The organism is Halomicrobium mukohataei DSM 12286, from assembly GCF_000023965.1.
Taxonomy (GTDB): Archaea; Halobacteriota; Halobacteria; order Halobacteriales; family Haloarculaceae; genus Halomicrobium; species Halomicrobium mukohataei.
In genome coordinates, this window is the sequence record NC_013202.1 from 1,869,367 (window position 1) to 1,895,387 (window position 26,021).

A 26,021-nucleotide genomic window follows, 5' to 3' on the forward strand; every position below is an offset into this window, starting at 1 on the left:
TCGATGCCTTCTCCGTCGCCGAGCCGGAACGGTCGAACAATGCTCCGGCGTCGCGTCGTCGCAGTCGTCGCCCTCGCAGTGCTCGCGGTCGGTCGCGCCGCCGCTCACGGCGGCAGTCTGGCCCAGGACATCCGCGAACCGCTGACGATTCCGACGTGGTTGTTCCTCTCGACCGGCGGGGCGGCGGTCGGCGCTTCGTTCCTGCTCGCCAGCTTCGTCACCGATCGGGCGCTGATCGACGCGATTCACGACTGGCGTCGTGCGGTCGCGGTCCCGGCGCGTCGCGCCGCCGTGGCCTCGCTGCGGGTGCTCGGGATCGCTGGCGTCGTCCTCGTCGTGGTCGTCGGTTACCTCGGACCGACGGATGCGAGTTCGAACGCCGCGATCTTGCTGGTCTGGGTCGGCTGGTGGGCGGGGCTGTCGATGAGCGCGTATCTGGTGGGCAACAGCTGGCCCGCACTCAATCCGTGGCGGACGGTCGCCGAACTGGTGCCCTCGCTCGACCTGCGGTATCCCGACCGGCTCGGCACGTGGCCCAGTGTCTTCGGTCTGCTGGCGCTGGTCTATCTGGAGGTCGTCAGTCCGCTGGCCGAGAACGCGTCGCTGCTCGCGACCACAGTGTTGGCGTACTCCGCCGTGACGCTCGCTGGCGCAGTTCTCTTCGGGCCGTCGACGTGGTTCGGGCAGGTCGACCCGCCGTCGCGCGTGTTTCGCTACTACGGGCGCGTCGCTCCCGTCTCGGCCGACGACGACGGGCTGACGCTGCGCCTTCCGGGAACTGCCCTGTCGGAGCGTCGGCTGGTCGACGGCCGCGACGAGGTCGCTTTCGTCCTCGCTTTGCTGTGGGTGACGACCTTCGACGGGTTCGTCTCGACGCCCGCCTGGCGTGGACTCGCCGGGCCCTTCGTGGGGCTCGGAATTCCGCCGCTGGGCGTCTATCTGCTCGCCCTCCTGCTGGGCTTCGGGCTGTTCTGGTCTCTGTACCTGCTCGCGGCCCGCCTCTCGCGTTCGACTGCAGAGACCTTCCTGACGCCCGCTGCGCTGGCCGCGCGATTCGCGCCGCCGTTGCTCGCGATCGTCGCCGGCTACCACTTCGCTCACTACCTCGACTACTTTCTCGGACTCGCTCCCTCACTGCTCCAGACGCTGGCCGCGCCGCTGACGGCCCGGAGCACCGTTCTGGTGCTCTCGATACCGGGGTGGTTCGGCGGCGTCTCGATGGCCAGCATCATCGTCGGCCACCTGCTCGCGATCTGGGTGGCCCACGCGGCGGCCTACGACCTGTTCCCCGGTCGCTTGCAGGCGATCCGCTCGCAGTATCCGTTCATCGCCGTCATGGTCGTCTACACCATGACGAGCCTCTGGGTCATCTCCCAGCCAGATATTCCACTCCCCTACCTATGAACGAGGACTACCACGTTCCCACGTCAGCCCCGGTGTACGAGTGTGCGTACTGCGGCCGCCCGTTCGCTCGTGAGCGGTTCCGGGCGCTCCACCGCGGTCTCGAACACGCGAGCGACCTCGACGACGACGAGGTCGAACAGTTCCGCGACGCCTACAGCGAGGAAGCGGAGTCGATCGGCATGTTCCGACTGAAGGCGCTTGCGGCGCTGGTGCTCGTGTACTTCGGCTTGCTGATGATCTACGCGACACTGTAGCGGCCGCGGAAAACCTCGAAGCGAAGCTTTCATGCGCGCGAACGGAATACGGACGGGCATGGATCTGCGCGTCATCGAGAAAGAGGAGACGATGCTCTCGATCGAGATTGCCGGCGAGGACCACACGTTCATGAACGTCCTGAAGGGGGCGCTGCTGGAGACCGACGGCGTCACGGCGGCGACCTACGACATGAACCCCGAACAGTCCGGCGGCCAGACCGACCCCGTGCTGACGGTCAAGACCGACGTCGACGTGAACGCGCTGGACGCGCTCGAAGCCGGTGCGGACCGAGTCATGGAGAAAGCCGACGACTTCGAGGCGGCCTTCGACGCCGCGGCCTGATACGGACGGTTGTAGGCGTTTACCCAGTCGACCGCACGACGGCGTGCGGTTGATCTGGTAAAGACCTACAACTTTCCGTATGACGCGCCTGGCTAGCAGACGGCGACGGTGACGAACACGCGGCCGTCCGGTCCGACGTGTACGTCGACGCCGATCGACTCCTGGGTGGCGGTCAGGGCTTCGTCGTTTCCGTCCCAGCTATCGAGCAGCGCCTCGGCCAGCGACGCGTCGCTGTCGAACGCGTCGACCGTCGTTTCCGCGGCGATGTACCGTTCCGTGACGGGATCGTCGCAGTAATCGAACACGCTGTTGCGCTCTTCTTGCCTGAGCTGTCGTCCGTCGCCCGCCACGCTCTGGACGGTGCGCTTGTTGACGTAGGCGGTGTACCACTCCAGATCCGTGTCGTTGGTCAGCGGGCCGACGCCGGCCGCGTCGCGGCGCTCGTTCAGCTGCTCGACGTAGGCAGCCTCGACGGCCGCGATCGATCGGTCGCCGACGCGGTCGCCCTCGCCGGCCACGTCGTCGGGCACCGGTGGCCGCCCCATTCCGGGGAGCGTGACGACGCCCGCGTACGCGAGGACGAGTGTGATCCCCAGAACGGCGGCGATGGCGTACCCGGCGACGTACCGCGGTTCGAGCACGTCGCGATAGGAGGTCCCGCCCAGCTCGTCGAGGTCGTCCCAGTCTGGCTGGCGCTGTTCGAGGTCGACGTTGCCACAGCGCTTGCAGGGCGGTGAGTTCTTGGTGTGCTGGCGGCCACACTCCGTACAGACCCAGACCGGATCGGTCGTTCCGTCGGTCTCGGCCGTCGGGACCTGTTCGACGGCCCGCTCGAACGTGTTGTGCCCGCAGTTGTCACACGGCGGATCGTTCTCTTCGTGTGGTTTGCCACACCAGGTACACCGCCACTCCATTGGCGGCTACTCGGGGACTCGAACGCAAAAGCGTGCTGGTGGTTCGTCGTGGACGCGGCCGCCTGCTGCTGGCCCGGTGCTTAGAACGCGCCCCCGTTACAGACGAAGACGGTCACGAAGATCCGCTCGTCCGGTGCGACGTGGATGTCGACACCGATCGAGTCGTATCGCTCTTCGAGCAACTCGTTTGGGTCCCCCAAAGTGAATATCTGGAGTCCCCGAGCGACAGCAGATTCGTTCTGCACGTCGAAGTTCTCGACCGTTTCCGACGATGTCGCGTGGGGTGCGAACGTAATCTCCGAGTTGCAGTTCGGATCGTGTTGATTGACGGCGTCACGTGGTGTCGGGTCGTCGGCGTCACCGTACTCAGAGCGAACCCATTGTTTGTTGTACGCCGCTGCGGCGTCGTCCAGTGCCGCACCGCTGCTGACTGCTGATGCGTCTTCGGCTGTCCGACGGTCGTTGAGTTCCTCGACGTACGCGTCTTCGACGCTATCGAGCGAGAGGTTGCCGTAGCTTTCGGCGTGGCCTGGTGCGTCCGGCGATCCGACGAACGGAACGGTAATCAGTCCCGTCACACCCAGAGCGAGCGAGCCAACGAGGACGGCGACGAGGAGGTAGCCGGCAGCGTACTTCGGCTCCAGTACGTCCACGAAGCTCGTCCCGCCCAGGTCGTCGAGTTCGTCGTACTGCGGTTGGCGTTTCTCCAGTTGGGCGTTCCCGCAGCGACTGCACGGCGGTGAGTGCTTCTGGTGCTCGCGATCACACTCGGTACAGGCCCAGACCGGGCCGTGATCCTGGCCGTCGCTCTCGTTGAGTTGTTCGATCGCGCGCTCGAACTTGTGGTGGCCACACTCGTCACACGGTGGATCGTCCGCGTCGTGAGGCTTCCCACACCAGGTACACCGCCACTCCATTATCATTACGAACCAAGTAGCCAACAAAAAATGTGTCGAACCTCGCCACGAAACGGAGTGGTCGTCGAGAATCGCTGGAACGCTACAGACGCACCGGAACGCCCATCTCGTCGAGGCGCTGCTTGGTCTCTGCGATGGAGTACTCGTCGAAGTGGAAGATCGAGGCCGCGAGCCCGGCGTCGGCACCGGCCTCCTCGAAGACCTCGTACATGTCTTCGGGACTGCCACAGCCAGAGGAGGCGATCACGGGCGTGGAGACGGCGTCACAGACGGCGCTGGTCAGCGGGATGTCGTAGCCGTCCTTGGTGCCGTCGGCGTCGATCGAGTTGACGAACAGCTCGCCCGCGCCGCGCTGCTCGGCCTCGATGGCCCACTCGACCACGTCGAGGCCGGTTCCTTCGCGGCCGCCCTTGACGGTACACTCGAACCAGCAGGACTCGCCGTCGACGTCCGCGTAGTGTTCGCCTTGCTCGTCGAACCGTCGCCGCGCGTCGACCGAGATGACGATACACTGGCTGCCAAACGCCGCCGCCCCTTCCCCGATCAGTTCCGGTCGCGCGATCGCACCGGAGTTGATCGAGACCTTGTCCGCGCCGGCCCGCAGCGTCTCTTTGATGTCTTCGCGGGTGCGAATTCCGCCGCCGACCGTCAGGGGGATGAACACCTCGTCTGCGACCTGCGAGACGGTGTCGAGCATCGTCTCACGGCCCTCTGCGCTGGCAGTGATATCGAGAAAGACGAACTCGTCGGCTCCGGACTCGTTGTACTTCTTGGCCATCTCGACGGGGTCGCCGGTGTAGGCCAGGTCCTCGAAGTTGACGCCGGTGTAGACGGCGGCGTCGCCGTCCTCGTCTAAGTCCACGTCGATACAGGGGATGATCCGCTTCGTGAGAGTCATTTACTACCCGTCCGTTCGTCGCTCCGGGCTTTGTCGGTTTCGGCTAGCGCATCCGGGACGAGATTCCGACAGGAATAGGTACCACCGCGGGGAACGACCGGACATGAGCGACGACCACGGGCACGACGAGGACCGTCCCGACTACGACCCAGAGCACGTCGAACTGCCAGCGCGCGAGCCGCCGCTGCGCGAGACCGCACCCCAGAGTGAGTTCACGACCGGACAGGTCGGTCGCGGGGCCGCCGTCGCCGCCGTCGGCCTGCTGCTGACGTTCGGGCTGGCGCTGGCGCTGGTGCCGATCTGATCGGTCGCTATCCGTCCGTCGAACCGCCCGAAAACCGCGTTCTACTCCAGTTCGTTCGTGATCGTCGAGCGCAGTCCGGCGATCTCGTCGGCGTTGTAGGCCAGCGACTGACCGTTGACTGTCAGGTCAAGTGCGCCCGACTCGTCGGCCGATCCGAGATCGTAGACGGGCGCGACGCCGTCGAAGGCCTCGCGCACCGCTCGGGCGTCCGCCGTCTCGATCACCACGCGGCCCGGCTGCTCGCCAAAGAGCAGTTCGGCCACACTGCCCTTGTTCGGTGCGTCGATCTCGACGCTCGCGCCGCCATCTTCGTGGACCATCTCCGCCAGTCCGACGGCGAGGCCGCCGTGGCACAGGTCGTGGGTCGCGAGCGTCGCGTCCTCGTTGGCCACGTCGGCGAGCGTCTCGATGAAGGCGTCGGGGGTGTCCAGCAGCGTCGGGAACCGATCCGTGCCGCCGAACTGCGTGAGGTACTCCGAGCCGCCGAGTCGCGGTTCGGCGTCGCCTTCGAGCGCGCGAGCACCGACGAGGAGGAGTTCGCCCTCGCCCGACAGCGACATCGGGGGTGCCTCGTAGCCGTCCTTGGTGCCGACCGCTGCCAGCGTCGGCGTCGGCGGGATCGGGCCGGCCACCGAGTCGTTGTACAGCGAGACGTTGCCACCGACGACGGGGATGTCGAGCGTCGAGCACATGTCGGCGAGCCCGTCGACGATCCCCTTGAACGCGCCGTACACGTCGGGCTTCTCGGGGTTGCCGCCGTTGAGACAGTCGACCGCCGCCAGCGGCGTCGTCCCCTTGGCGGCGAGGTTGGTGGCGTTCTCCAGCGCGACGGCGCGTGCGCCCTCGTAGGGTGCCGTGTCAGTCCAGTTGGGGTCTGCACCGGCCGTGTAGGCCAGCCCGACTCCGGTCTCACCGTCGTCGCCTGCCTGTCCCGCCGCCGCGCCGGCTTCGCGGACGGCAAGTACCGCCGCGTCGTCGCCCGGCGGAGTCGCCGTCCGGACCTGCACCTCGTGGTCGTACTGGCGGTACACCCAGCGCTTCGAGGCGGTGTTGGGGCTGGCGACGACCGACTCGAACGCGTCGTCGAGGGCGACGCCGTCTGGGAGATCGCGCTCTGGCTGTGTCGGCTCCTCGAACGGGAGGTCGTTGAACGGCGCGCCCTCGCCGAGGAACTCGGCGTCGCAGTCGACGACCGTCTCGCCCTCGAACGTACAGACGTAGTCGCCCGTGTCGGTGACCTCGCCGATGACGGAGGCACCGAGGTCGAAACGGTCCGCGATCTCTCGCACGCGGTCGACGTTCTCGGGCGCGACCTCGTAGCACATCCGCTCCTGGCTCTCGGCGAGCAGGTACTCCATGGCGTTCATGTTTGGCTCGCGCTCGTGGACTTCGGTGAGCTCGATCTCCGCACCCAGGCCGCCCTTGGCGACCAGTTCGGAGCTCGCACCGCCGAGGCCGGCCGCGCCGAGATCGCGGGCCGACTCGATCAGCCCCTCGTCGATGAGCTGTTCGTTGGCCTCGATCAGCAGCTTCTCGGTGTACGGGTCGCCGACCTGAACGGCCGGGCGATCCTCGGTCTCGGCGTCCTCCGCGAGGTCCTCGCTGGCGAAGGAGGCCCCGCCGAGACCGTCTCGTCCGGTGGAGTTGCCCACCAGGACGAGCTTGTTGCCCGGCTGCTGTGCGACCGCAGTGATCATCCGTTCTTCGTCGACTAGACCGATACAGGAGACGTTGACGAGCGGGTTGCCCTCGTAGTCCTCGTGGAAGGCCGCGCTCCCGGTGACGGTCGGGACGCCGATACAGTTGCCGTAGTGGCTGATCCCCTCGACGACGCCTTCGAGCAGGTATCGCGAGTGCTCGCGGTCGAAGTCGCCGAAGTACAGCGAGTCCGCCAGCGCGATGGGGTAGGCACCCATCGATAGCGTGTCCCGCACGATCCCGCCGACGCCGGTCGCTGCACCGTCGAACGGGTCGACGTAGGATGGGTGGTTGTGGCTCTCGATCCCCATCGTGATGTACGTGCCGTCGCTGTCGGGCAGTTCCACGACGGCGGCGTCGTCGCCCGGACCGACGACGACCTGATCGCCCTCGGAGTCGAACGCGCCCAGCAGCGGTCGCGACGATCGGTACGCACAGTGCTCGCTCCAGAGGTTCTCGAAGAGGGCCGCCTCGGCCTGGGTCGGTTCTCGGCCGAGCTCCTCGACCACGAGATCGTGGTCAGCATCGGAGAGACTCATTACCTCCCCGTGGCTTCCGGCCGGCTAAATCGCTTTCCATGCGCGCCCGACGCGTCGCAATCCGTCGACGAATACCGCCGGTCCCTGCATACTCAGGGGGTTTTTCATCTGGTGGGAATCCCCGTGGCGGGCTATAAGGGAGTACTACCTACGACGAAGTGTAATGACTGATCCCATCGGAGCCCCTGGAACGAGTATGAGTCGCCGAGAGTTCGTCGCCGCAACGGGCCTGAGCGGTTCGCTGGCACTCGCCGGCTGTCAGGCCCCCACGTCGTCCTCGAAGGTCTCGACGACGAGCGAGACGGCGACGGAGACCTCGATGGCGAGTCAGTCCGAGTCGCTGCCGACGACGTCGCCGCCGGAGATCGTCAACGTCGACGAGCAGGGCGGCGAGGTCACGATTTCGACCGTCGCCTCGAAGCACATGGTCCACCCCGAGGAGACGATGGGCGGCCCGGTCGAACTGCCGAAGGTGTGGGCGTTCCAGGCCGACGACGGCGAGCCCAGCGTCCCCGGTCCGATCCTCCGGACGACCGAAGGCGAGGACATGGAGGTGACGCTCGACAACACCGACGCCAACATGCCCCACACGCTGCACTTCCACGGCGTCCGCAAGACCTGGGAGAACGACGGCGTGCCGACGACGACGGGCATCACGGTCAATCCCGGCGAGAAGCACACCTACGAGATTCCGGCCAACGTCCCCGGGACGCACCTCTATCACTGCCACTACCAGACCCAGCGTCACATCGACATGGGGATGTACGGCATCTTCCGCGTCGACCCGAAGGGGTACGAGGAGGCCGACCAGGAGCTGTTCATGACGCTGAAAGACTGGGACTCCACCCTGAACAAGCAGATGGCCGGCATGGACGCCACCTACAGCCCGCGGGACCGCGACCCCGACGTGTTCACGATCAACGGCAAGAGCGCGCCCCGGACGCTCCATCCCGAAGACGGCTCGCCGGTCATCGTCTCGCAGGGCGACACGGTCCGCATCCATCTCACCAACAACGGGTACATGAGCCACCCGATGCACACGCACAACCACCGCTTCCGCGTGGTCGAGAAAGACGGCTCGAAGGTCCCCGAGGCAGCGCAGTACGAGCAGGACATCGTCAACGTCGCTCCCGCGGAGCGAAAGGCCATCGAGTTCGACGCCGACGCCGACCCCGGCATCTACCTCATGCACTGCCACAAGGTCAGCCACGCGATGAACGGCAACACCTACCCCGGCGGGATGGTCGGCGGCATCGTCTACGAGGAGGCGATGGACTCGGATATCTTCGCCGAACTGATGGACTACGCCGGCTACGAAGGCTAATCGCCGGCTGCGACGGGCATCACGCGGATTCCAGCCTCGTACTGTCGGCTGTCACGTCGTGAGGATATTTACCACTCTGGAGTGGCGCAATCTTTCACAGATGGACAGTCGGTCGTCTCAGTTCGGACGCCCACGAACCGTCGACCCCTTTCCCGTTCTATCGGTCTCGTCGTCGTAGGTTCGTATCAGAAGGTGGTGCCGGCGCGCACACTTTCGCACTCTGAAGTCGTGCGATGTGGACTATATTTATGGGGCACAACGCTTTGGGTATGGATTGGTTTCACTCGAACTCGGACGCCGACTCGAACTCACACACGTCGACTCGACGCCACGTCCTCGCTACTGGCGCTGCCGGCGCGGCGGCGGCGCTCGCGGGCTGTACGATCTCGGGACAACCGGAGCGCGAAACGACGGACGTGGAGTACAGCGTCGCAGATGTCGATTCGGTGGCCGTCGACGGCGACGACGGCGAGACGACCGTCGAGCCCTGGGACGGTGACGAAGTCCAGATTCTGGCGACGAAGTACGCCATCGGCGGGACGGAGCTGAGCGACGTGCAGGTCACCAGAACTGTCGACGACGGACGGCTCTCGGTCGGTGTGAAAGACACGACGGGGGTCGCGATCGGCACCGTCGGGGGCGGACTCGAATCGCTCACGGTGAAGGTGCCGTCCGGCGTCCGGGTCACCGAACTCACCGTCGACGACGGCGACGCGACGATCGGCGACGTGGCCGGGGACCTCGCGCTCTCGGTCGACGACGGCACCGCCGAGGTCGGCCCGCTCGACGGGGGCGTCCAGATCGACGCGGACGACGGCGACATCGAAGTCGGTGCGGTCGACAGCGTCGCGGGGAAGGTCGACGACGGCGGCATCTCGGCGACCGAGGCGACAACGATCGGCGACGTCGAGGCCGACGACGGCGACCTCGACCTCGCCGTCGCGAACGTCGACGGCCCGGCGACCGTCAGCGCCGACGACGGTGACGTGACGCTCCGACTCTCTCCGTCCCTGGATCTCTCGGTTACCGCCCGCAGCGACAACGGGACGGTCACGGTCTCGGACGGCGTGCTAGACGAGGTCGAGAGCGGCGAGGAGGGGACGCGCGGACAAATCGGTGCGGGAACCGATCAGCTGACAGTCGAGGTCGACGACGGCTCGGTCACGCTCGAATCGCTGTAACGCGTCTCACACCACGTAGGACTGCAGTTCACCGCGAGACTGCACGTCGACGAACCGGTAGCGCCGCCCGTCGTCGAGGTCGCCAGCGAAGTCCGGTCCGTCGACGCCGTCCATCCCGTAGACCTCGTCGGCCCCCCGACAGTCGTGGGCCAGGATCGACCGCTCGACGGCTTCGGGCAGGCGCTCGCCGGGCGGGACCTCGACGACGAACAGCCGGTCGGTGAAGCTCTTTGCCGTCCAGGCGTCCTGGACGCCGTTGCGGTCGGCGATCTCCTCGGCCAGCGTGCGCAGCTGTGTGGCACGGTCGCTCATACGCGATGGACGGCGCGTGAGAACGAGGCTCCGATGCCGAAGGTGTTCGCCCGCCTCTGGCCGTCACTGCTCCGAGCGCGTCGCCCCGTGGGTCCCGACGGCGTCAGTCGCCGTCGGTCGGCCGGTCCTCGCCATCCTCGGACCGCAACTCCGACGAGGCTCCGCTCACTTCGCTCTCGGAACCACCGTCGGACCGCAACTCCGACGAGGCTCCGCTCACTTCGCTCTCGGAGCCGCCGTCGGTCAGTGCGGGCAGTCGCTCGGACGCGAACCACTCGAACTCGCGGGCTCGCATGCCGTCGCGGTCGAGGTTCCACGGGTCGTTGCTGGTCACTCGCGGCCCTTCGAGCCACGAGGTGACGACGTTCCAGAGGAAGAGGAGCTGGCCGACGACGAGCAGGACGACGCCCAGCGTCGCGATCTGGTGGAGCAGCGTGAACAGGTCGATCGGACCGACGGCCACGTCGTAGGTCGCGTACCGCCGGGGCATCCCGGCGTAGCCCAGCAGGATCATCGGGAAGAAGGTGATGTTGGTCCCGATCATCGTGAGCCAGAAGTGGGCTTTGGCGAGCGTGCGCTGGTACCAGCGGCCGGTGTAGATGGGGAACCAGTAGTAGATCCCGGCGAACACCGCGAAGGCGATCCCGCCCATGATGACGTAGTGGAAGTGGGCGACGACCTGGTAGGTGTCGTGCAACAGGAGGTCGACGGGGATCGCCGCCTCGAAGACGCCGGTCATCCCGCCGATGACGAAGTTGGCGATGAAGCCGACACAGAAGAGGAACGGTGCGGTCAGCCGCAGGCGGCCGTTCCACATCGTCGCCATCCAGTTGAACGTCTTGACCGCGCTGGGGATCGCGATCGAGATCGTGATCGCCATGAACGCGCCCCGAAGCCGCGGGTCCATCCCGGTCGCGAACATGTGGTGTGCCCAGACGCCAAAGGAGAGGACTCCCAGCGCCAGCGTCGAGTAGACGACGAACTTGAAGCCGAACAGCTTCCGACCGCAGAACTTCGGGAGGATGTAGCTGATCAGCCCCATCGGTGGGAGCACGAGGATGTACACCTCGGGATGGCCGAAGAACCAGAACAGGTGTTGCCACAACAGCGTCCCGCCGCCCTCACCGATCGCGAAGAAGGCCGTTCCCATGTTGCGATCGAGCAGCAACATTACGAGGGCGCTGCCCAGCAGGGGGAACGCAAAGAGGATCTGGCCGGACTGGACCAGCACGGTCCAGCTGAAGATGTCGAGGTTGGCCCAGTCGATGTCCTCGCCCTGTTCGGTGAAGATGGTCGCGATGAAGTTGATCGCACCCATCGTCGCCGAGACGCCGGTCAGGTGCAGCCCCAGGATCATCAGGTCGATCGCGGGGCTTGGCTGATCCAGCGACAGCGGCGTGTACATCGTCCAGGCCGTCTGTGCGGGTGCGATGCCGGGGATGAAGAAGCCGGCCCAGATCAGGACCGCCCCGAAGGGCAACAGCCAGAACGCGATCGCGTTGATCCGCGGGAACGCCATGTCGTCAGCCCCGATCAACAGCGGGACGAAGTAGTTCGAGAACGCCGCCAGGATCGGCGTCCCGAACAGGAACAGCATCGTGATTCCGTGGCTGGTCAGGAGCGCGTTGTACATCGCCGGCTGGAGGAAGTTCGAGGTCGGGGTGACCAGCTCGAACCGCATCAACACGACTGCCACGCCGCCCCAGGCGAAGGCCAGCACTGCGAAGGTCCCGTAGAGCAGTCCGATGTCTTTGTGGTCGACCGTCGTGAGCCAGCGGGTCAGTCCGCCGGGCTTCTCGCCGTGGTGTGCCGTCTCGTCGACCGTCCCGCCACCGCCGCCGACGGCCGGCGTGTACGAGCGCCAGTTCTCTAGCCTCGTTACGACCGCGGCCGCACCGGCCACCAGTGCGACCATCACTGTCGTCAGGACGAGCTGCGTTGCTACCATTGGAGGCCGGTTTCGCCGCTCGCTACATCGGCGTTACTCCGAACACGTTCGTGCGGGTCTTGATGGTCGTTCCCACGACTCACTGTCGCGTCACCTAGAACGGGGTGTCGAATCCGTCTTCCCCGGCAGCGCCGTCGGCCGCCGTGGCGTCGCCCGCGTCGATATCGGAGGGGATCTCGCCGGTCTCTCGGAACACCGTTTCGAGTTCCCGTAGCTTCGCGTTGATCGTCTCACTCTGGTGGTGCATCGGGTCGACCCGGACCCGCACGAGGTCGTACTCGTGGGACTCGCGACAGCCGTTCCAGGCCCGGAACGCGCCGACGGTCAGCGTGTCGCTCTGTGGACAGAACTCGGTCGTCGGCGTGAACTCCGCCCGGAGGACGCGCTCGCCGTCCGTCTCGGTCTCGCGGGCGTACCGAAAGCCCGACTCGGGATGTCGCCGGTCGAGGTTCAGCCGCGCGAGGTTGTAGCCGAAGGTCATGTCGATGACGCCGCGACGCTCGAAGAGCGTCCGGGTCGCCCGGTGGAAGGCGGCGTGTTCGCGGCCGGTCAGGACCGCGCCGTCGAGGAACGGTCCCGGTTCCGGGAGGTGTTCGGGGGCGAACTCGTCGTAGTCGTCGTACTCGGGGCCCTCACCGTCGCGAGCGAATCCGGAGAGGAGGCTCATACGTCAGCGTTGGGCCGCCAGCCCGCTGTGGTTGCTGGCGAACACGTTCGGGCAAACCCAGACCGCGGTCCCGGCCGACGCTCCGATCGTGACCGCAACGTCGATCGACGCCGAACGACGCTACGACGACGCACAGTTCTCCGCACAGACGATCCACGAGACCGAGCGCCAGAAGGTCGTCCTGGGATACTTCGAGCCGGGACAGTTCATCCCCGTCCACGCGCCCGACAGCGACGTGGCGATCACGGTCGTGTCGGGTTCGGGCGTGATCCGCGACGGCGAGACCGACCACGCGGTCGAGCCCGGGAGCGTCGCCGTCGTGCCCGCAGGGACGGAACGCGGGGTGAAAGCCGACGACGGCGAGCGACTTGAGGCGACGCTCGTCACCGCGCCACCGCCGACCGACGCCGAACACGAGCCGGTACGTCGGGGCCTCCAGACGGGACAGTTCGACCCGGACTGATATCGTCGCTCTGGCCGAACACGTTCGGCCAAAGTCCCTCCCGCTCGTGGCCACTACCGTCGACCGATGCCAGCCGAAACACTCGATCTGCGCGAGGTACCGCCGCCACAGCGCCACCCCATGATCCACGAGGCGTTCCAGACCCTCGATAGCGGCGAGGCCCTGGAGATCGTCAACGACCACGAACCGAAGCCGCTGTTCTACGAGTTCCAGGCGGAGGTCGAGGCCTTCGACGCGGAGGGGTACTCCTGTGAGGAGCGCGACGACGGCAACTACGTCGCCCGGCTCCCGAAAGCATGAGCGACACCGAACTGGTCTCGCTGGACGACCTCGACGACGACGGCCGGGCGACGCTGTTCGAGCACGAACCCCACACTGTCCGGCTCAGCCTCGCGGCCGACGAGGGCGTCCCGGCCCACCAACATCCCGACCGCCAGATCGTCTTTCACCAGCTCTCGGGGGAGCTGGACCTCCACCTCGGTGACGAGGTCGTGTCACTGACGGCTGGCGACGTGGTCCGGTTCGACGGCGATCAGGACATCTCTCCCCAGGCCCGGACCGACAGCGAGGCGCTGTTGATCCTCGCGTCTTCGGCCTGACCCCTCGGTTCGACCGTCCCCGGCCTCACCCCCCGTTTTCGCCGCGAACGCACTCATACGGACGGTTGTAGACGTTTACCCAGTCGACCGCACGACGGCGTGCGATCGATCTGGTAACGACCGACAACTTTCCGTATCACCGACTGCCAGAGAACAGCTCCAGGGCGGCCGACAGCGTCTCGTCGTCGCCGTCGCTCGCGGCCCGTTCGAGTTGCGCTTCCGGGACTGCCAGGAGCCGTTCGACGAGGCGGTCGCCGAGTCGCTCTACGGCGTCGCGCTCGCGTTCCGACAGCTCAAGCTCCGACAGCGCTCGCTCGACCTGGCGGTCGCGGACGGACTCGCCGCGTTCTCTGATCCGTTCGATCGCCGCGTTCTCCGCCGACCGGGTGGCGTCGCCCCCGGGTTCGCGGTCCGGCTCCGTCAGGCAGTCGGTCATGCCTTCCAGATCGTCGTCACGGTCACGTCGTCGCCCTCGACGGTGTCGTAGGCGAAGCCGCGGTCGTCGAGTTTCGGGTACAGAAACTCCGGCGCGCGGTCGTTGAACTGGACGACGACCTCGTCGTCGTCGATCTCCGCCAGGGTTTCGAGGGTGTTTTGCAGTGGCTTGGGCGGGCCCAGCGAACGCACGTCGAGTTCGCGGGTCGGTGCGTCGTCGGGTGCGTCGGTCGTCTGCAGGGCCTCGGTCGCGTCCATGCGTGAGCAGACGGCTGCCCCCGGAGCAACCGTTGTCCCGAACGTGTTCGGCCACACCGACAGCACGCTGGCGGACGAACGGACGGGTATGAGCGTCATTCCGGCCGCCGTCGACGAGTCGAGCGGTCCGCCGACTGCGATCCCGCTCGTCCACTTCCTCGTGGCACTGGCGTACCTGGTCGCGGGAGTGGCGACTGCCGCAGTGACGACCGGCTGGGCGGGGCAGGTCGCTCACGTCCACCTGTTCGTCGCGGGCTGGATCTGCCTGACCATCCTCGGGGCGATGACGCAGTTCGTCCCGGTCTGGTCGGGCGTCTCGCTGCACTCCAGACGGCTGGCGGTCCTCCAGTTGCCCCTCGCGGGGCTCGGGTTCGCGGGCCTGGCCGCTGGCTTTCTCACGGGCACGCTCGGGTTGCTCCCGATCGCTGGCGTGCTCGCGGTCGCCGGTGTCTGGCTCTTCGCCTACAATCTCGCCCGGACGCTCGCCGGGGCCCGTCCGTTCGATGCCACGGAGTCACACTTCGTCGTCGCCGTCGGCTGGTTCGTCGTCGTGACCACGCTGGGGATGGTGCTGGCGGTCGACTTCGCCGCGAGCGCGCTCCCCGCTGTGGGCCTCACCCACGCGACCGTTCGCTCGGCCCACGCGACGGCGGCGATCTTCGGTGCCGTCCTCACGACGGTGCTCGGGGCGCTCTACCAGCTGGCGACGATGTTCACCCAGACCGAACTCGGTCCGATCGAGCGGCGCTTCCAGCGGGTCGAAACGCTCGCGTACCCGGTCGGCGTGGCGGCGCTCGTCGTGGGCCGGCTGTTCGGCGTCGCCCCGATCGCCCGCGCTGGCGGGGTGGTCGTCGCCCTCTCCGTGCTGGGCATCGCCGTCGTCGTCGCCAACAGGCTCCGCCAGACTCGCGTCGAGTGGACGCCGATGCTCACCCGGTACGGACTCGCGGCAGCGGGACTGGGCGCGTGGGCGGTCGCGGCGCTGGTCGGCTGGTCGCAGAACGCGCTCGGGCCGGCCGTCACCTTCGGCGGCCCGACGACGGGCCCGCTGTTACTGGCCGGCGGTCTGGCTTTCGTCGTCCTCGGAACGCTGTACCACATCGTTCCGTTTCTCGTGTGGGTCGACCGCTACAGCGATCAGGTCGGCCTCGAACCGGTGCCGATGGTCGACGATCTCTACCTCGATCGGCTGGCGGTCGTCGACGGCGTCGCCTACACCGCCGGGATCGCGCTGGTCGTCCTCGGTTCGGTCGCGCCGACGCTCCTCCCGTCGCCCGCGATCACTGCGGGCTGGGGACTGGCGGCCCTGGGCGCACTCGCCTTCGCGGCGAACCTGCTGCTCGTCGTCGTCGAACACGGCGACTACTCCGTCGGGACCCTCGTCAGTGCGTAAGTGGGGTCGCGTCCGCAAGCGGTGTCGTCAATCGACGTACAGCGAGTAGAGGATGATGGCGAAGGCGACCGTCGTCAGGAGGCTCTGGACGAAGACACTGACCACGAGCCAGTCCTGGAAGCCGCTCCCGGGGAGCCACGAGAGACGGGCCAGGATCCTGGGGACGAAGATGTCGATCACGCCCCCTATCAACGCCCCAAATGTCATTATCCCGAACCCCCACGAGAGGGCCTGTAACTCTCTGGCGCTCGTTCGCTGGTAGGCCCGATAGGAGTAGTACGTAATCAGCCCACCGAGGATGAGCGTGAGCGTCTTCGTCGCGACGATACCGACCTGTGAACTGGGGACATGTGGGCTCATGTTTCTTTTCTGACCTCCGACCAGAGGTTTTCGAGGCGTTCGTCCGGCGTCCGAGGCCGGTGAGAGATCTCCACTTCGAACGTCCGGTCGTCGTCCAGCGAGATGACGACGTCTTCGAAGCTGATCGCGTAGCGGCTGGCGTGTTGCCCGTCCGGACGCACCTCGACGCCCTCGTGGAGCAGCGACGCCTCCGTGAGCAGTTCGAGCTTTCGGTAGGTCGTCGATAGCGGTACGCCGCTTGCCTCCGCGATCTCGCTGGCTGTCATCGGCTCTTCCAGGACGCTGACGATCGCCCGACAGTCCTCGTCGTCCAGCGCGTCGAGCACGTCCTCTAGCGCCGGCGACAACTCGTCTTCGAACGGGTCCCGGACCATCCGTGACAGAGTCTCACCTGTGGAGGGGTAAAACAGCACCGACACGGACTGACGAGTTCGGCCGCCATACTGCGGCTCTTGTCGGTATCGCCGCCGCCCGCGCCGACGGCGAACATGTTCGCCCCGTCGCCCGGTGCTGGGAACCCGACGCGGATTGATGTATTCGGTCGGCCAATCGCCACCTGTATGCAAGTACAACGTGCGACGATCGCGAAGATCATCGCGGTGGTCTTCGTGTTCAATCTGATCGTCATGGGTGGTGGTGCCTGGCTCGCGTACCAGTCGGCACCGCCGATTCCCGACGAAGTCGTCGGACCCGACGGCGACACGATCGTGACCGGACAGGAGATCAGAGACGGCAAGAAGGCGTTCCAGAAGGACGGGCTGATGAACCACGGCTCGATCCTGGGCAACGGTGCGTACTACGGGCAGGACTACACTGCGGACACGCTGGACCTGAAGGTCCAGCACATGCGGGACTACTACGCCCAGGAGCGCCACGACAGCGCGTACGACGCCCTCGAAAGCGACGAGCAGGCCGCCGTCGCCGACGTGGTCGAGCGGGACCTCGACGGCGAGTACGACGGCGGCCCGATCGAGTACTCCGCGGCGGAGGCCTACGCTCACGAGCAGGTCCGCCAGGAGTACGTCGAACGCTACCACGAGGGCGACCACGAGCGCGGCGTGCCCGTCGACATGATCGACAGCGAGGAGGCGGCCCGCCAGTTCGCGGACTTCGCGCTGTGGACGGCGTGGTTCTCCCACACCGATCGACCGGGTGGCGACCACTCCTACACGAACGACTGGCCCTTCCAGCCCGGTGCCGGTAACGACGCGACGGCGGCGGCGATGACCTGGAGCGTCATCGCGATGGTCCTGCTGGTCGCGGGGGCCGGCTTCGGCGTCTGGCTGTACAAGTCGATCTCCCTCCCCGAACCGTCCGCGAAGGGAATTTCCGTCCCCGAACCCGGCGACGTGAAGGTGTTCCCCAGCCAGCGGGCCGCCTTGCGCTTCGTGCCGGTCGCCGCCGGACTCTTCCTGGCACAGGTGTTGTTGGGCGGGTTACTGGCGCACTTCTACATCGAACGCGCCGGCTTCTTCGGCGTCGAAGAGATATTCGGCGTCCACATCCTCCAGCTCCTCCCCTTCGCCATCGCGAAGACCTGGCACATCGACCTGGGGATCCTCTGGATCGCCGCGACGTGGCTCGGGGCCGGACTGTTCCTTCCGCCGCTGCTGACGGGCCACGAACCGGATCGCCAGTCGACGTACGTCAACGGGCTGTTGGCGGCGATCGTCGTGGTCGTCGTCGGCGGTCTCGGCGGGATCTGGCTCGGCTCCAAGGGGTACATCGACGGCAGCCTCTGGTGGATCCTGGGCAACGAGGGCCTGGAGTACCTCGAAGTCGGGAAGCTCTGGCAGTTCGGCATCCTCGCGGGCTTCCTCATCTGGGCCGTCCTCTCGGTTCGGGGCCTGAAGCCGCTGCTCGATAGGGAACCCAGCTACGGGCTCGCACACATGATTCTCTATGCCGGCGGCTCGATCGCCCTGCTCTTTACCGCGGGCTTCCTCTTTACCCCGGACACCAACATCGCCGTCACGGAGTTCTGGCGCTGGTGGGTCGTTCACATGTGGGTCGAAGGGGCCTTCGAGTTCTTCATCGTCGCCATCATCGGGCTGACGCTGGTGTCGATGAATCTCCTGAAGCGCCGCAGCGCCGAGAAGGCGGTCATGCTCCAGGCGCTGCTGGTGATGTCGACCGGCGTCATCGGCGTCTCCCATCACTACTGGTGGATCGGGATGCCCGATATCTGGGTGCCCATCGGGAGCGTCTTCTCGACGCTGGAGCTGATCCCGCTGGTGTTCATCCTCTACGAGGCACTGGGCCAGTACCGCGCTATGACCGGGGCCGGCGAGAGCTTCCCCTACCGGCTCCCGTTCATGTTCATCATCGCCAGCGGCGTCTGGAACTTCGTCGGCGCTGGGGTGCTGGGCTTTTTCATCAACCTTCCGTTGATCAACTACTACGAGCACGGCACCTACCTCACCGTCGGCCACGCCCACGCCGCGATGTTCGGGGCCTTCGGCTTCCTCGCGCTGGGGATGGTCACGTACATGCTACAGATCGCCATCGAACCCGACCGCTGGGACGGCACCTGGCTTCGCTACGCCTTCTGGTGCTGGAACGTCGGGCTGGCGCTAATGGTGTTCGTCTCCGTGCTGCCGGTGGGCTTCCTCCAGCTGGAGACGATCTTCACCGGGAGCTACGCGGCCGGCCGGAGCCTGGCGTTCTACAACCAGCCGATCGTCCAGACCCTGTTCTGGGCTCGTCTGCCCGGTGACACGCTGATGATCCTGGGGACGGCAATCTACGCGGCCGACATCGTGCGCAAACGGTTCGTCCTCCGAAAGACCGCGGCGGATCCGGACATCGACGACGTCGCCGTCGCGAAAGGCGTCCTCGACGACGACTAACCGGGCCTTACCGCCGCTCTTTCGCGTGCTACTTCCGGGTGGATTTCGACGCGCTCCCGTCGGTACGATCTCTCTGCTGACAGGATAAGCAAGGGTTAAACGGGTCGAAAGCATACGGGTGCTAACCCTTCGATGACCACCGACGATCTCGGGGCCGTTCCCGAGTCGCCCGACGCACTGCTTGCCGACCCCCGCATTCGCACCGATCACTTCCGGCTCCTCGAAGATCCGGACGGAGCCGTCCTCCTGATCGGCGTCGTCCACGACCACCCTGCCAGCGTCTACCGTGTCGACAGCGCGATCCGGGCGCTCGATCCCGACACGGTCGCGGTCGAACTCCCGCCACTGGCACTGCCGCTGTTCGAAGCGGGCGGCGAGGGAGAGATGAGCGCCGCACTCGCCGCGACCGACGCCGACAGCGCGGCGATCGACGCTCACGGCCCCCGGTTCCTGGCGGCGCTGGTCGACGAGATCCGCGACCGCTCGCCCGACGGTGAGACGCTCGCTCGAATCGCCTCCAACGCGCTCGCGGTCGGCCGGCAGGCACTGTCCTGTCGTCTCGCGAGCGTCTTCGGTCGCGATCGGTTCCCGACGCCACTGGCCGACGGGGGGATCGACCTCGACGTCGAGCGGCCGGGCGATCCCGCGACCGTCGCCGAACACGAACGCCGACACCTCTCGCGGAGCTTCTCGGTCCTGCGAGCCTTCGAGCGCCCGGCGGCCGACGAGATCGTCGACGCCGCTCGCGAGCGCACGATGGCGCGGGCGTTGGCCGGAACCGACGGGACCGCAGTCGCCGTCGTCGGCTTCGAACACCTCGACGGGATCGTCGCGGAACTGCGGGATCGCGGAGCCACGTCGCTGTCCGTCGACGCAGCGAGTCTGTGCGAGTACGCGGAAAAATAGCCGTCCCGGACGCGACCGGGAGGGCAGTAGCAGCGTCACCGGCTACTGCGGTGGGGGTTCACTGGGATCCGAGTGTAATCAGGGATTGCGCTTGATATGCACCTCGTCGTCCGATATCTGGGACACCTCCGAGTGATTGAGCTCGTACACGTCTTCGCTGTCCGATGTCCAGCCCAGTTTGCTCCGGATGCTCTGGTTCAGTGAGGACTCGGGCTTGACGTGCGCGTTGCTTCCTTTGATGTCTTCGATCGTACCGACCATATTGCCGTCGGCTGTCAGTACGTCCTTGCCTCTGTCTTCGGCCATGAAGTCTCGTGGCATGGTAAACCGCCGTCCCGGGGTCGCCGGGCGGCAACCGTTGAGTGACACCAGCCCGCATTAAGTATAAATTCGTTATTTTCCCAGCTCTCCTCTCGATATCTGTCCCTTTTCGCCGCTCCGCTGACCGTCTCATACCGCCGATCCTACCGATCGTAGGATCGGCTTTTCGCCGTCCGTCTCCCGAACCGGTGCGTCCCCGTTCCCAGCCGGTGGGAACGCGGTCCCCCGGTTTTGTGGGTCGGGTCGTAACTGTTCAGTATGCCAGACGACCCCCTGTCAGTCACCGTCGACGAACCGCGGGACGCTGTCTCTCGGGAGTGGGAACTGTTCGTCCGCGAGCACGAGTCGGACCCGCTCACGCACGCGGGCAGCGTCAGCGCGCCGTCGGCCGACATCGCCCGCGAACAGGCTCGGCAGCTGTTCGACTGGAGCGCCGAGGCGCTGTGGCTCTGTCCCGCCGAGGCGGTCGAGCGGTGCCAGACCGAGCGTGCCTCGGCCGTCGCCGCCACGGAGGTCGACGAGGCGTGATCTCCGTCAGCAAACTCCTCTGTGACCTCGACGCAGAGGGCGACGGGCTGCGCTACGACGCGGCCGAGGACTCTCGGAAAGAACAGATCCGCGACCGCAAGCAGCGCCGGCCGGTCGTCGTCTGGAACGTCACCAAGCAGTGCAATCTCTACTGTGACCACTGTTACGCCGCCGCCGACACCGAGGTCGCCGACGGCGAGCTGTCGACGGCCGAAGGGAAGGCGATGCTCGACGGGCTGGCCGACTACGGCGTCCCCGTCGTCCTCTTTTCTGGCGGCGAACCGCTCGTTCGGGACGACCTCGAAGAGCTGATTGCCTACGCCGACGAACGCGGCGTTCGTCCGGTGCTCTCGACCAACGGCACGCTCATCACCGAGGACCGGGCCCGCTCGCTCCGGGACGCCGGTCTGAAGTACGCCGGTGTCTCCGTCGACGGTCTCCCCGAGCGCAACGACGCCTTCCGGGGGAAAGAGGGCGCGTTCGACGCCGCCGTCCGGGGGATCCGCAACTCCCTGGACGCGGGCCTCAAGACCGGCCTGCGGTACACGATCACAGAACGCAACGCGCCGGACCTCACGGGCGTCGTCGACTTGCTCAGCGACAAGGGGCTCGATCGCTTTTGCTTCTATCACCTCGACTACGGCGGACGGGGGACGGAGATCCTCGACGCCGACCTGACGCCCGAACAGCGCCGCGACGCCGTCGAGACGGTCTGTGACGTGACCCGGGACTACCACGAGCGCGGCGAGGAGATCGAGACGCTGCTGGTCGGCAACTACGCCGACGCCGCTTACATCGTCGAGTACGCGCGCGAACACTACGGCGAGGCCAAGGCCCGCACCGTCTACGAGTACCTCCGGACCAACGGCGGCGATCCCACGGGCGAACGGGTCGCCGACGTGGACTACCAGGGTAACGTCCATCTCACGCAGTTCTGGCAGAACTACTCGCTTGGCAACGTCCGGGACCGCTCCTTCGGCGCGATCTGGGAGGACGAGTCGAACCCCCTGCTCTCGGCGCTCCGGGACCGCGAGTCTCGCCTGACCGGGAAGTGCGCCGACTGTGCGTACAAGGAGGTCTGTCGCGGGGGCTCCCGCCTGCGCGCGCTGACCGTCGAGAACGACCTCTTCGCCCCCGATCCGCAGTGTTACCTCACCGACGAGGAGATCCAGACGCCACCGCCCGCGATGCCCGATACGGGCGCGGGGACGGCGGACTGACTTCGCCCTCGCTATTTTACCGCCCGGAGCGTCGTCGGGGCGTCCCCGGTCGTCACTTCTACGTCGTCGAAACCGGCGCTGCGGAACACGTCTGCGAGCTTGTCCGGGTCGTGAAACCGACCGTTGAACACTGTCCCTATCTTCGCTTCCGATGCACGGTTCTTGTCTCGCAGGGTGAACAGGTACGTCGTCGTATAGTGTCCTTCCGGGGAGGTGAGTGCAGTCGTCGCGTGACGCTTGACCGTGTATCGCTCTGATTCGACAGCCTCGACTGTTCTGTTCCCGTTCGCTACGTCCTCAGTAAACGGTTGAAAGAACGTTCCGAACGCACCTCCCTCTCGGAGACTGTCGTAGGTGTTCACGGCGAGTGCTTGGAGATCTTCGTCTCTAGTGAGGTGGAGTAGTCCACCCATCAGGACCGCCGTATCGAACGTTCGTCCGTGATCTGTGGCACACCAGTCGGTGAAATCCGCCCTCTTCAGGTCCGCGGTGGTCACTTTCTCTCTTGCCACCGCGAGCATCGATTCGTCGCTGTCGACGCCCAGCACTTCGTCGTACTCGTCCTCGATCCGTGCGAGCAGAGGGCCGGTGCCACACCCGAGTTCGAGCACCCGATTCGCATTGTCCGGCTCGAAATGTTCGAGCAGAGATACCTGCTTCGTCCTGTCCAGCACCCGGGAGTGGAAAAAGTCGTACAGCTTCGGATACTCGTAGAACGATCGCTCTCGATGTGGCTGCTCGTTCACGTCCTCGATCACTGCTGCGAGACACATAGGGGGCCAGACGCTGTCGAGGTGCAGAACTGTTTCGGGGGCGTGTCAGGCCATCCCACGCACTGCACGGTCACACCCTCGACAGATCCTCACGAGTCCGCTCTCGCCACGTATCGAGGCCCTTTTGCCCACCGGTCGTATATCGTCGCCCGTGCTAACGGTCGAGCTCCACGCGCACTCGTCGCTGTCCTACGACGGCCGCGATCCGGTCGAGCTCCTGCTCGAACAGGCCGAGGCAGTCGGTCTGGACGCGCTGGCCGTCACCGACCACGACGAGATCGACGCGAGCCTCGAAGCCGCCCGGCTCGCGCCCGAGTATGGATTGATCGGCATTCCGGGGGCGGAGATCTCCAGCCAGGCCGGCCACGTCCTGGGGCTGGGCATCGAGGAGCTCGTCCCGGCCGGGCTCTCCTTTTCCGAGACGCTCGACCGCATCCACGAGCAGGGCGGCGTCGCCGTCGTCCCCCATCCCTTCCAGGAGTCTCGCAGCGGCGTCCTGGACAAGATCTCGAAAGACGAGCTGACGGCGGCCGACGCCATCGAGGTGTACAACTCTCGGCTGCTGACCGGGCGCTCGAACCGGCAGGCCCACCAGTTCGCCAGTCGCCGCGGGCTGCCGATGACCGCCGGCAGCGACGCCCACATCAGCGAGATGGTCGGGCAGGCGGTGACACACGTCGACACCGACGAGCGAAGCGTCGAGGCGATTCTCGACGCCATCCGGGCGGGACGGACGACGGTCGAGGGCAAGCGCACGCCCTGGCACATCAGCTTCCGCCAGGCCGCTGGCGGGGCCAAGCGCCGGGTGAAGAACCGCTTCTCGCAGTTGATCGAATGATCCGGGGTGCCGACGCGTCGCTCGTCCGACGAGCGATCCGGGATCGAGACTCACTGCCGGGGACACGGGGGTTCGCCGGACGACTGTCCGCCGAGGGCCGACCCACGCTCGTCAGGGACGTGCTCGGCCGAGTCCCGCTGTTCGCCGAGCGCGGGGCCGCCGATCCGACCGCCGACGGCGCGTGGGCGTTCGACCCGACGACGCTCGGCGACCCGGTGTCGGTGCCCGCGGGCCACTGTCGGACGGCCGACGAGGACGACGCTCGCTGGACGCTCCCCGAGGGCGACCGGAGCGACGACGACACCGCGGTCGCTGCCGTCCGGCGGGCGATCCGGACCGCGACCGACGCCGTCGATACGGCGTCGACCGCCGTCGCCTTCTCTGGCGGCGTCGACTCCGCGCTCCTGGCCGCACGACTCGACGCGCCGCTGTACGTCGCCGGCTTCGAAGGGAGCCACGACATCGCGGCCGCCCGCTCGGCCGCGGCGGCCCTCGATCGCGAGCTGACCGTCGTCGAGTTCACGCACGACGATCTGGTGAGCGCAGTCCCGCGGATCGCCCGCGCGACGGGACGGACGAACGCCATGGACGTACAGATCGCGCTCCCACTCTTTCTGACCGCCGAGCGGGTCGCAGCCGACGGCTACGACCGCCTCGTCGTCGGGCAGGGTGCCGACGAGCTGTTCGGTGGCTACGCGAAGGTGGCAAACGCCCCCGACGATCACCGCATCGAGGCGGACACGGTCCGTGGCGCACAGCGGGAAGTGATCGCCACGCTGCCCGAGCAACTGGAGCGGGACGTGCTCGCACTGCGAGGGGCGGGCGTCGAACCGGTCGCACCGCTGCTTTCCGACGGCGTCGTCGAGACGGCGCTGGGACTGGTCGGCGAGCAGCTGGTCCGGGGCGAGGACGAACGCAAGTGGGCGCTGCGACGAGCCGCCAGCGAGTGGCTCCCCGAAGAGATCGCGCGGCGAGACAAGAAGGCGGTCCAGTACGGCACGTACGCCGCCCGCGAACTCGACCGACTCGCACGTCGAGACGGCTTCAAGCGCCGGATGGACGATCACGTCACCAAGTACGTCGAGTCGCTACTGTAACGCGACGCCCAGCAGCGTCGCGGTGTTCGCGACGACCGTCGCGACCGTGACCACGGCGAAGAGCGCGAGGAAGATCGCCGCGTCGCGATCCGAGAGCAGCGCCCAGCCACCGACGAGCCACACCATCGCCGCGAACTTTACGAGCCACAGGCCCGGCAGTCCGAGCGCGTCGATCGCGGCCGCGACGACGGCGTTGCCCTCTCGTAGTCCTCGCTCTAAACCGACCATCGTCGTGAGGACATCGAGGACGGTTGCGACGAGAATCGCACTCCAGAGGACGGAGTGGGTCCGGGTCATCTCACGCTCGCGGCGGACGGGCAGCAGTGACTCCTCGCTCACGCTCTCGCAAACGGGCTCGGCGGTCAAAAGTCACCCAGCAACTCAGTTTGGCGTGGTTTAGAGCCAGCCACTGCCGTCGTCATCGTTGCCAGTGTATTTGTCGCGCTCGGGTTCGTCCCCCTGACTCCACAGATCTCCGTCCGCTTCGTCTGCACCGGTTTCCTCGTCGTCGTCCGCTGTCTCTGCTTCGTCGAGTTCGTCTAGCCAGTCGGCGTCCTCGTCCTCGATTTCGGCGTAGGTACGGACCAGCCCACACTCCGGACAGAGCCGGGCTTCGAGCCGGTGTGACCCTCGCAAACCGAGCGATCCCAAGAACCCCTCGTGCTGGTCTTCGGTCCGAGCGCGGACGTTGTTTCCCCCAGCAGACAACTGAGCCGGTTCCATGGCCACGCCACAGTCCGGGCACTGTCGTTCCATGGGCCGGTTTCGTGCAGCGAAGGTTTATTGGTTTAGTTCGCTCTCGACGGCCGCAATCGCACGCTGCCCGATCTCGGCCACGTCCGACGGCAGATCGCCGCGGGTTCGCAGTTCGGCCGCAGTGAGCCACTCCCAGTCCTCGGCCGGCTGTTCGCCTGGTCCGGGCTGGATATCGCGGTGGGGGGCCTCACCGTAGAAGATGAAGTCGACGTGCTGGTGGCCGACGCCCTCGTCGCTGACGTTGATGTCTTCGAGCAGGAAGTGCTGTGGCTGGGGGATCGACCGGGCCGTCTCGCTCTTCAGGTCGCCCTCGGGGGCGAGCAGGTCCACGTCGAAGCCCAGTTCTTCGTGGATCTCTCGGAGGGCAGCCTCGTGGGGGAGTTCGTCGCGGTCGATGTGACCACCGGGCGGGAGCCACATCTCGAGCTTGTCGTGTTCGTGCAGCGCGATGGCACCGCTCTCGACGACGTAGACGGTCGCGACGAAATGCCGGGTCGTTTCCATACCGTCAGTCGAGACGTG

The 26,021-nt window shown here is 66.6% G+C and carries 32 protein-coding genes; 16 read left to right on the forward strand and 16 right to left on the reverse strand.

Going from position 1 to position 26,021, the window contains the following annotated elements; all coding sequences use genetic code 11:
- Positions 1–39 precede the first annotated feature (39 nt).
- Genes HMUK_RS09390 through HMUK_RS09400 form a run of 3 tightly spaced genes read left to right on the forward strand, consistent with a single transcriptional unit; the run spans position 40 to position 2,001 of the window.
- Complete coding sequence (locus HMUK_RS09390) at positions 40–1,404, forward strand: hypothetical protein (RefSeq protein WP_015762914.1); 1,365 nt, start codon at positions 40–42, stop codon at positions 1,402–1,404.
- Positions 1,401–1,658 carry a DUF7410 domain-containing protein gene (locus HMUK_RS09395; protein WP_015762915.1) on the forward strand — a complete coding sequence of 86 codons (258 nt, stop codon included), beginning with the start codon at positions 1,401–1,403 and terminating at the stop codon, positions 1,656–1,658. Before HMUK_RS09390 ends, HMUK_RS09395 begins: the two co-directional genes overlap by 4 nt.
- A 58-nt stretch (positions 1,659–1,716) precedes the next feature.
- Positions 1,717–2,001, forward strand: coding sequence for a DNA-directed RNA polymerase subunit L (locus HMUK_RS09400; RefSeq protein WP_015762916.1), 285 nt, complete (start codon positions 1,717–1,719; stop codon positions 1,999–2,001).
- Positions 2,002–2,093: 92 nt separating this feature from the next.
- On the opposite strand, the gene HMUK_RS09405 is transcribed toward HMUK_RS09400, so the two are convergent.
- The 3 genes from HMUK_RS09405 to hisF all read right to left on the reverse strand — a co-directional run bounded on the left by HMUK_RS09405 (position 2,094) and on the right by hisF (position 4,730).
- The gene (locus HMUK_RS09405) at positions 2,094–2,915 is read right to left on the reverse strand and encodes a hypothetical protein (RefSeq protein WP_015762917.1); all 822 of its coding nucleotides are present in this window, start codon (positions 2,913–2,915) and stop codon (positions 2,094–2,096) included.
- Positions 2,916–2,995: 80 nt separating this feature from the next.
- The gene (locus HMUK_RS09410) at positions 2,996–3,832 is read right to left on the reverse strand and encodes a hypothetical protein (protein ID WP_126967135.1); all 837 of its coding nucleotides are present in this window, start codon (positions 3,830–3,832) and stop codon (positions 2,996–2,998) included.
- A gap of 82 nt (positions 3,833–3,914) precedes the next feature.
- Positions 3,915–4,730: an imidazole glycerol phosphate synthase subunit HisF gene (gene hisF / locus HMUK_RS09415; protein ID WP_015762919.1), complete on the reverse strand. Its 816-nt coding sequence runs from the start codon at positions 4,728–4,730 to the stop codon at positions 3,915–3,917.
- A 103-nt stretch (positions 4,731–4,833) separates the two neighbouring features.
- Here hisF and HMUK_RS09420 point away from each other — a divergent pair, with 103 nt between their 5' ends.
- A complete protein-coding gene (locus tag HMUK_RS09420) occupies positions 4,834–5,034 on the forward strand; it encodes a DUF7550 family protein (protein ID WP_015762920.1) in 201 nt (66 codons plus the stop codon).
- A gap of 41 nt (positions 5,035–5,075) precedes the next feature.
- Here HMUK_RS09420 and purL read toward each other — a convergent pair whose 3' ends face one another.
- The gene (gene purL / locus HMUK_RS09425) at positions 5,076–7,271 is read right to left on the reverse strand and encodes a phosphoribosylformylglycinamidine synthase subunit PurL (protein ID WP_015762921.1); all 2,196 of its coding nucleotides are present in this window, start codon (positions 7,269–7,271) and stop codon (positions 5,076–5,078) included.
- Between the two features lie 163 nt (positions 7,272–7,434).
- On the opposite strand from purL, the gene HMUK_RS09430 reads away from it, so the two are divergent.
- Entirely contained in the window at positions 7,435–8,595 is a 1,161-nt protein-coding gene (locus tag HMUK_RS09430; protein WP_049940798.1) for a multicopper oxidase domain-containing protein, read from the forward strand.
- Positions 8,596–8,864: 269 nt separating this feature from the next.
- Positions 8,865–9,776 carry a DUF4097 family beta strand repeat-containing protein gene (locus tag HMUK_RS09435; protein ID WP_126967136.1) on the forward strand — a complete coding sequence of 304 codons (912 nt, stop codon included), beginning with the start codon at positions 8,865–8,867 and terminating at the stop codon, positions 9,774–9,776.
- Between the two features lie 6 nt (positions 9,777–9,782).
- Here HMUK_RS09435 and HMUK_RS09440 read toward each other — a convergent pair whose 3' ends face one another.
- From HMUK_RS09440 to HMUK_RS09450, 3 genes are all read right to left on the reverse strand, one after another.
- Positions 9,783–10,088 (reverse strand): hypothetical protein, encoded by a 306-nt coding sequence (locus HMUK_RS09440; protein WP_015762924.1) that lies wholly within the window; start codon positions 10,086–10,088, stop codon positions 9,783–9,785.
- Positions 10,089–10,191: 103 nt separating this feature from the next.
- A complete protein-coding gene (locus HMUK_RS09445; protein ID WP_015762925.1) occupies positions 10,192–12,036 on the reverse strand; it encodes a cbb3-type cytochrome c oxidase subunit I in 1,845 nt (614 codons plus the stop codon).
- 94 nt (positions 12,037–12,130) lie between these two features.
- On the reverse strand, positions 12,131–12,703 hold the full coding sequence (locus HMUK_RS09450; RefSeq protein WP_015762926.1) for a hypothetical protein: 573 nt from the start codon (positions 12,701–12,703) through the stop codon (positions 12,131–12,133).
- A gap of 88 nt (positions 12,704–12,791) precedes the next feature.
- On the opposite strand from HMUK_RS09450, the gene HMUK_RS09455 reads away from it, so the two are divergent.
- From HMUK_RS09455 to HMUK_RS09465, 3 genes are all read left to right on the forward strand, one after another.
- Complete coding sequence (locus tag HMUK_RS09455; RefSeq protein WP_174259122.1) at positions 12,792–13,166, forward strand: cupin domain-containing protein; 375 nt, start codon at positions 12,792–12,794, stop codon at positions 13,164–13,166.
- A 66-nt stretch (positions 13,167–13,232) separates the two neighbouring features.
- On the forward strand, positions 13,233–13,466 hold the full coding sequence (locus HMUK_RS09460) for a DUF2249 domain-containing protein (protein WP_015762928.1): 234 nt from the start codon (positions 13,233–13,235) through the stop codon (positions 13,464–13,466).
- Positions 13,463–13,765, forward strand: a complete 303-nt coding sequence (locus HMUK_RS09465; protein ID WP_015762929.1) for a cupin domain-containing protein — start codon at positions 13,463–13,465, stop codon at positions 13,763–13,765. The genes HMUK_RS09460 and HMUK_RS09465 overlap by 4 nt, the downstream gene beginning before the upstream one ends.
- A 136-nt stretch (positions 13,766–13,901) precedes the next feature.
- On the opposite strand, the gene HMUK_RS09470 is transcribed toward HMUK_RS09465, so the two are convergent.
- Positions 13,902–14,201 (reverse strand): hypothetical protein, encoded by a 300-nt coding sequence (locus HMUK_RS09470; protein ID WP_015762930.1) that lies wholly within the window; start codon positions 14,199–14,201, stop codon positions 13,902–13,904.
- Positions 14,198–14,458, reverse strand: coding sequence for a DUF2249 domain-containing protein (locus tag HMUK_RS09475; protein WP_015762931.1), 261 nt, complete (start codon positions 14,456–14,458; stop codon positions 14,198–14,200). The genes HMUK_RS09470 and HMUK_RS09475 overlap by 4 nt, the downstream gene beginning before the upstream one ends.
- A gap of 88 nt (positions 14,459–14,546) precedes the next feature.
- Here HMUK_RS09475 and HMUK_RS09480 point away from each other — a divergent pair, with 88 nt between their 5' ends.
- Complete coding sequence (locus HMUK_RS09480; protein WP_015762932.1) at positions 14,547–15,851, forward strand: hypothetical protein; 1,305 nt, start codon at positions 14,547–14,549, stop codon at positions 15,849–15,851.
- A 27-nt stretch (positions 15,852–15,878) separates the two neighbouring features.
- Here the strand turns inward: HMUK_RS09480 and HMUK_RS09485 are convergent, their stop codons facing one another.
- Both HMUK_RS09485 and HMUK_RS09490 read right to left on the reverse strand, forming a co-directional pair.
- Complete coding sequence (locus HMUK_RS09485; protein ID WP_015762933.1) at positions 15,879–16,211, reverse strand: DUF7521 family protein; 333 nt, start codon at positions 16,209–16,211, stop codon at positions 15,879–15,881.
- Positions 16,208–16,585: a winged helix-turn-helix domain-containing protein gene (locus HMUK_RS09490; protein WP_015762934.1), complete on the reverse strand. Its 378-nt coding sequence runs from the start codon at positions 16,583–16,585 to the stop codon at positions 16,208–16,210. Before HMUK_RS09490 ends, HMUK_RS09485 begins: the two co-directional genes overlap by 4 nt.
- Positions 16,586–16,771: 186 nt before the next feature.
- Between HMUK_RS09490 and HMUK_RS09495 the strand changes: the two genes are divergently transcribed.
- The gene (locus HMUK_RS09495; RefSeq protein WP_015762935.1) at positions 16,772–19,060 is read left to right on the forward strand and encodes a nitric-oxide reductase large subunit; all 2,289 of its coding nucleotides are present in this window, start codon (positions 16,772–16,774) and stop codon (positions 19,058–19,060) included.
- A 132-nt stretch (positions 19,061–19,192) separates the two neighbouring features.
- Complete coding sequence (locus HMUK_RS09500; RefSeq protein ID WP_015762936.1) at positions 19,193–19,966, forward strand: TraB/GumN family protein; 774 nt, start codon at positions 19,193–19,195, stop codon at positions 19,964–19,966.
- Positions 19,967–20,044: 78 nt separating this feature from the next.
- On the opposite strand, the gene HMUK_RS09505 is transcribed toward HMUK_RS09500, so the two are convergent.
- Positions 20,045–20,287, reverse strand: coding sequence for a hypothetical protein (locus HMUK_RS09505; protein ID WP_015762937.1), 243 nt, complete (start codon positions 20,285–20,287; stop codon positions 20,045–20,047).
- A gap of 258 nt (positions 20,288–20,545) precedes the next feature.
- On the opposite strand from HMUK_RS09505, the gene HMUK_RS09510 reads away from it, so the two are divergent.
- Both HMUK_RS09510 and HMUK_RS09515 read left to right on the forward strand, forming a co-directional pair.
- Positions 20,546–20,815, forward strand: a complete 270-nt coding sequence (locus tag HMUK_RS09510) for an Htur_1727 family rSAM-partnered candidate RiPP (RefSeq protein ID WP_015762938.1) — start codon at positions 20,546–20,548, stop codon at positions 20,813–20,815.
- Complete coding sequence (locus tag HMUK_RS09515; protein ID WP_015762939.1) at positions 20,812–22,035, forward strand: TIGR04347 family pseudo-SAM/SPASM protein; 1,224 nt, start codon at positions 20,812–20,814, stop codon at positions 22,033–22,035. The genes HMUK_RS09510 and HMUK_RS09515 overlap by 4 nt, the downstream gene beginning before the upstream one ends.
- Before the next feature lie 11 nt (positions 22,036–22,046).
- On the opposite strand, the gene HMUK_RS16780 is transcribed toward HMUK_RS09515, so the two are convergent.
- Complete coding sequence (locus HMUK_RS16780; RefSeq protein WP_015762940.1) at positions 22,047–22,808, reverse strand: class I SAM-dependent DNA methyltransferase; 762 nt, start codon at positions 22,806–22,808, stop codon at positions 22,047–22,049.
- 151 nt (positions 22,809–22,959) lie between these two features.
- Here HMUK_RS16780 and HMUK_RS09525 point away from each other — a divergent pair, with 151 nt between their 5' ends.
- Both HMUK_RS09525 and HMUK_RS09530 read left to right on the forward strand, forming a co-directional pair.
- Positions 22,960–23,646 carry a PHP domain-containing protein gene (locus tag HMUK_RS09525; RefSeq protein WP_015762941.1) on the forward strand — a complete coding sequence of 229 codons (687 nt, stop codon included), beginning with the start codon at positions 22,960–22,962 and terminating at the stop codon, positions 23,644–23,646.
- On the forward strand, positions 23,646–24,743 hold the full coding sequence (locus HMUK_RS09530; RefSeq protein WP_049940886.1) for an asparagine synthase C-terminal domain-containing protein: 1,098 nt from the start codon (positions 23,646–23,648) through the stop codon (positions 24,741–24,743). The genes HMUK_RS09525 and HMUK_RS09530 overlap by 1 nt, the downstream gene beginning before the upstream one ends.
- On the opposite strand, the gene HMUK_RS09535 is transcribed toward HMUK_RS09530, so the two are convergent.
- Genes HMUK_RS09535 through HMUK_RS09545 form a run of 3 tightly spaced genes read right to left on the reverse strand, consistent with a single transcriptional unit; the run spans position 24,735 to position 26,003 of the window.
- The gene (locus tag HMUK_RS09535; protein WP_015762943.1) at positions 24,735–25,082 is read right to left on the reverse strand and encodes a DUF5658 family protein; all 348 of its coding nucleotides are present in this window, start codon (positions 25,080–25,082) and stop codon (positions 24,735–24,737) included. The genes HMUK_RS09530 and HMUK_RS09535 overlap by 9 nt on opposite strands.
- 57 nt (positions 25,083–25,139) lie before the next feature.
- Positions 25,140–25,499: a hypothetical protein gene (locus tag HMUK_RS17760; protein WP_015762944.1), complete on the reverse strand. Its 360-nt coding sequence runs from the start codon at positions 25,497–25,499 to the stop codon at positions 25,140–25,142.
- 24 nt (positions 25,500–25,523) lie between these two features.
- Positions 25,524–26,003, reverse strand: coding sequence for an NUDIX hydrolase (locus HMUK_RS09545; RefSeq protein WP_015762945.1), 480 nt, complete (start codon positions 26,001–26,003; stop codon positions 25,524–25,526).
- Positions 26,004–26,021 lie beyond the last annotated feature (18 nt).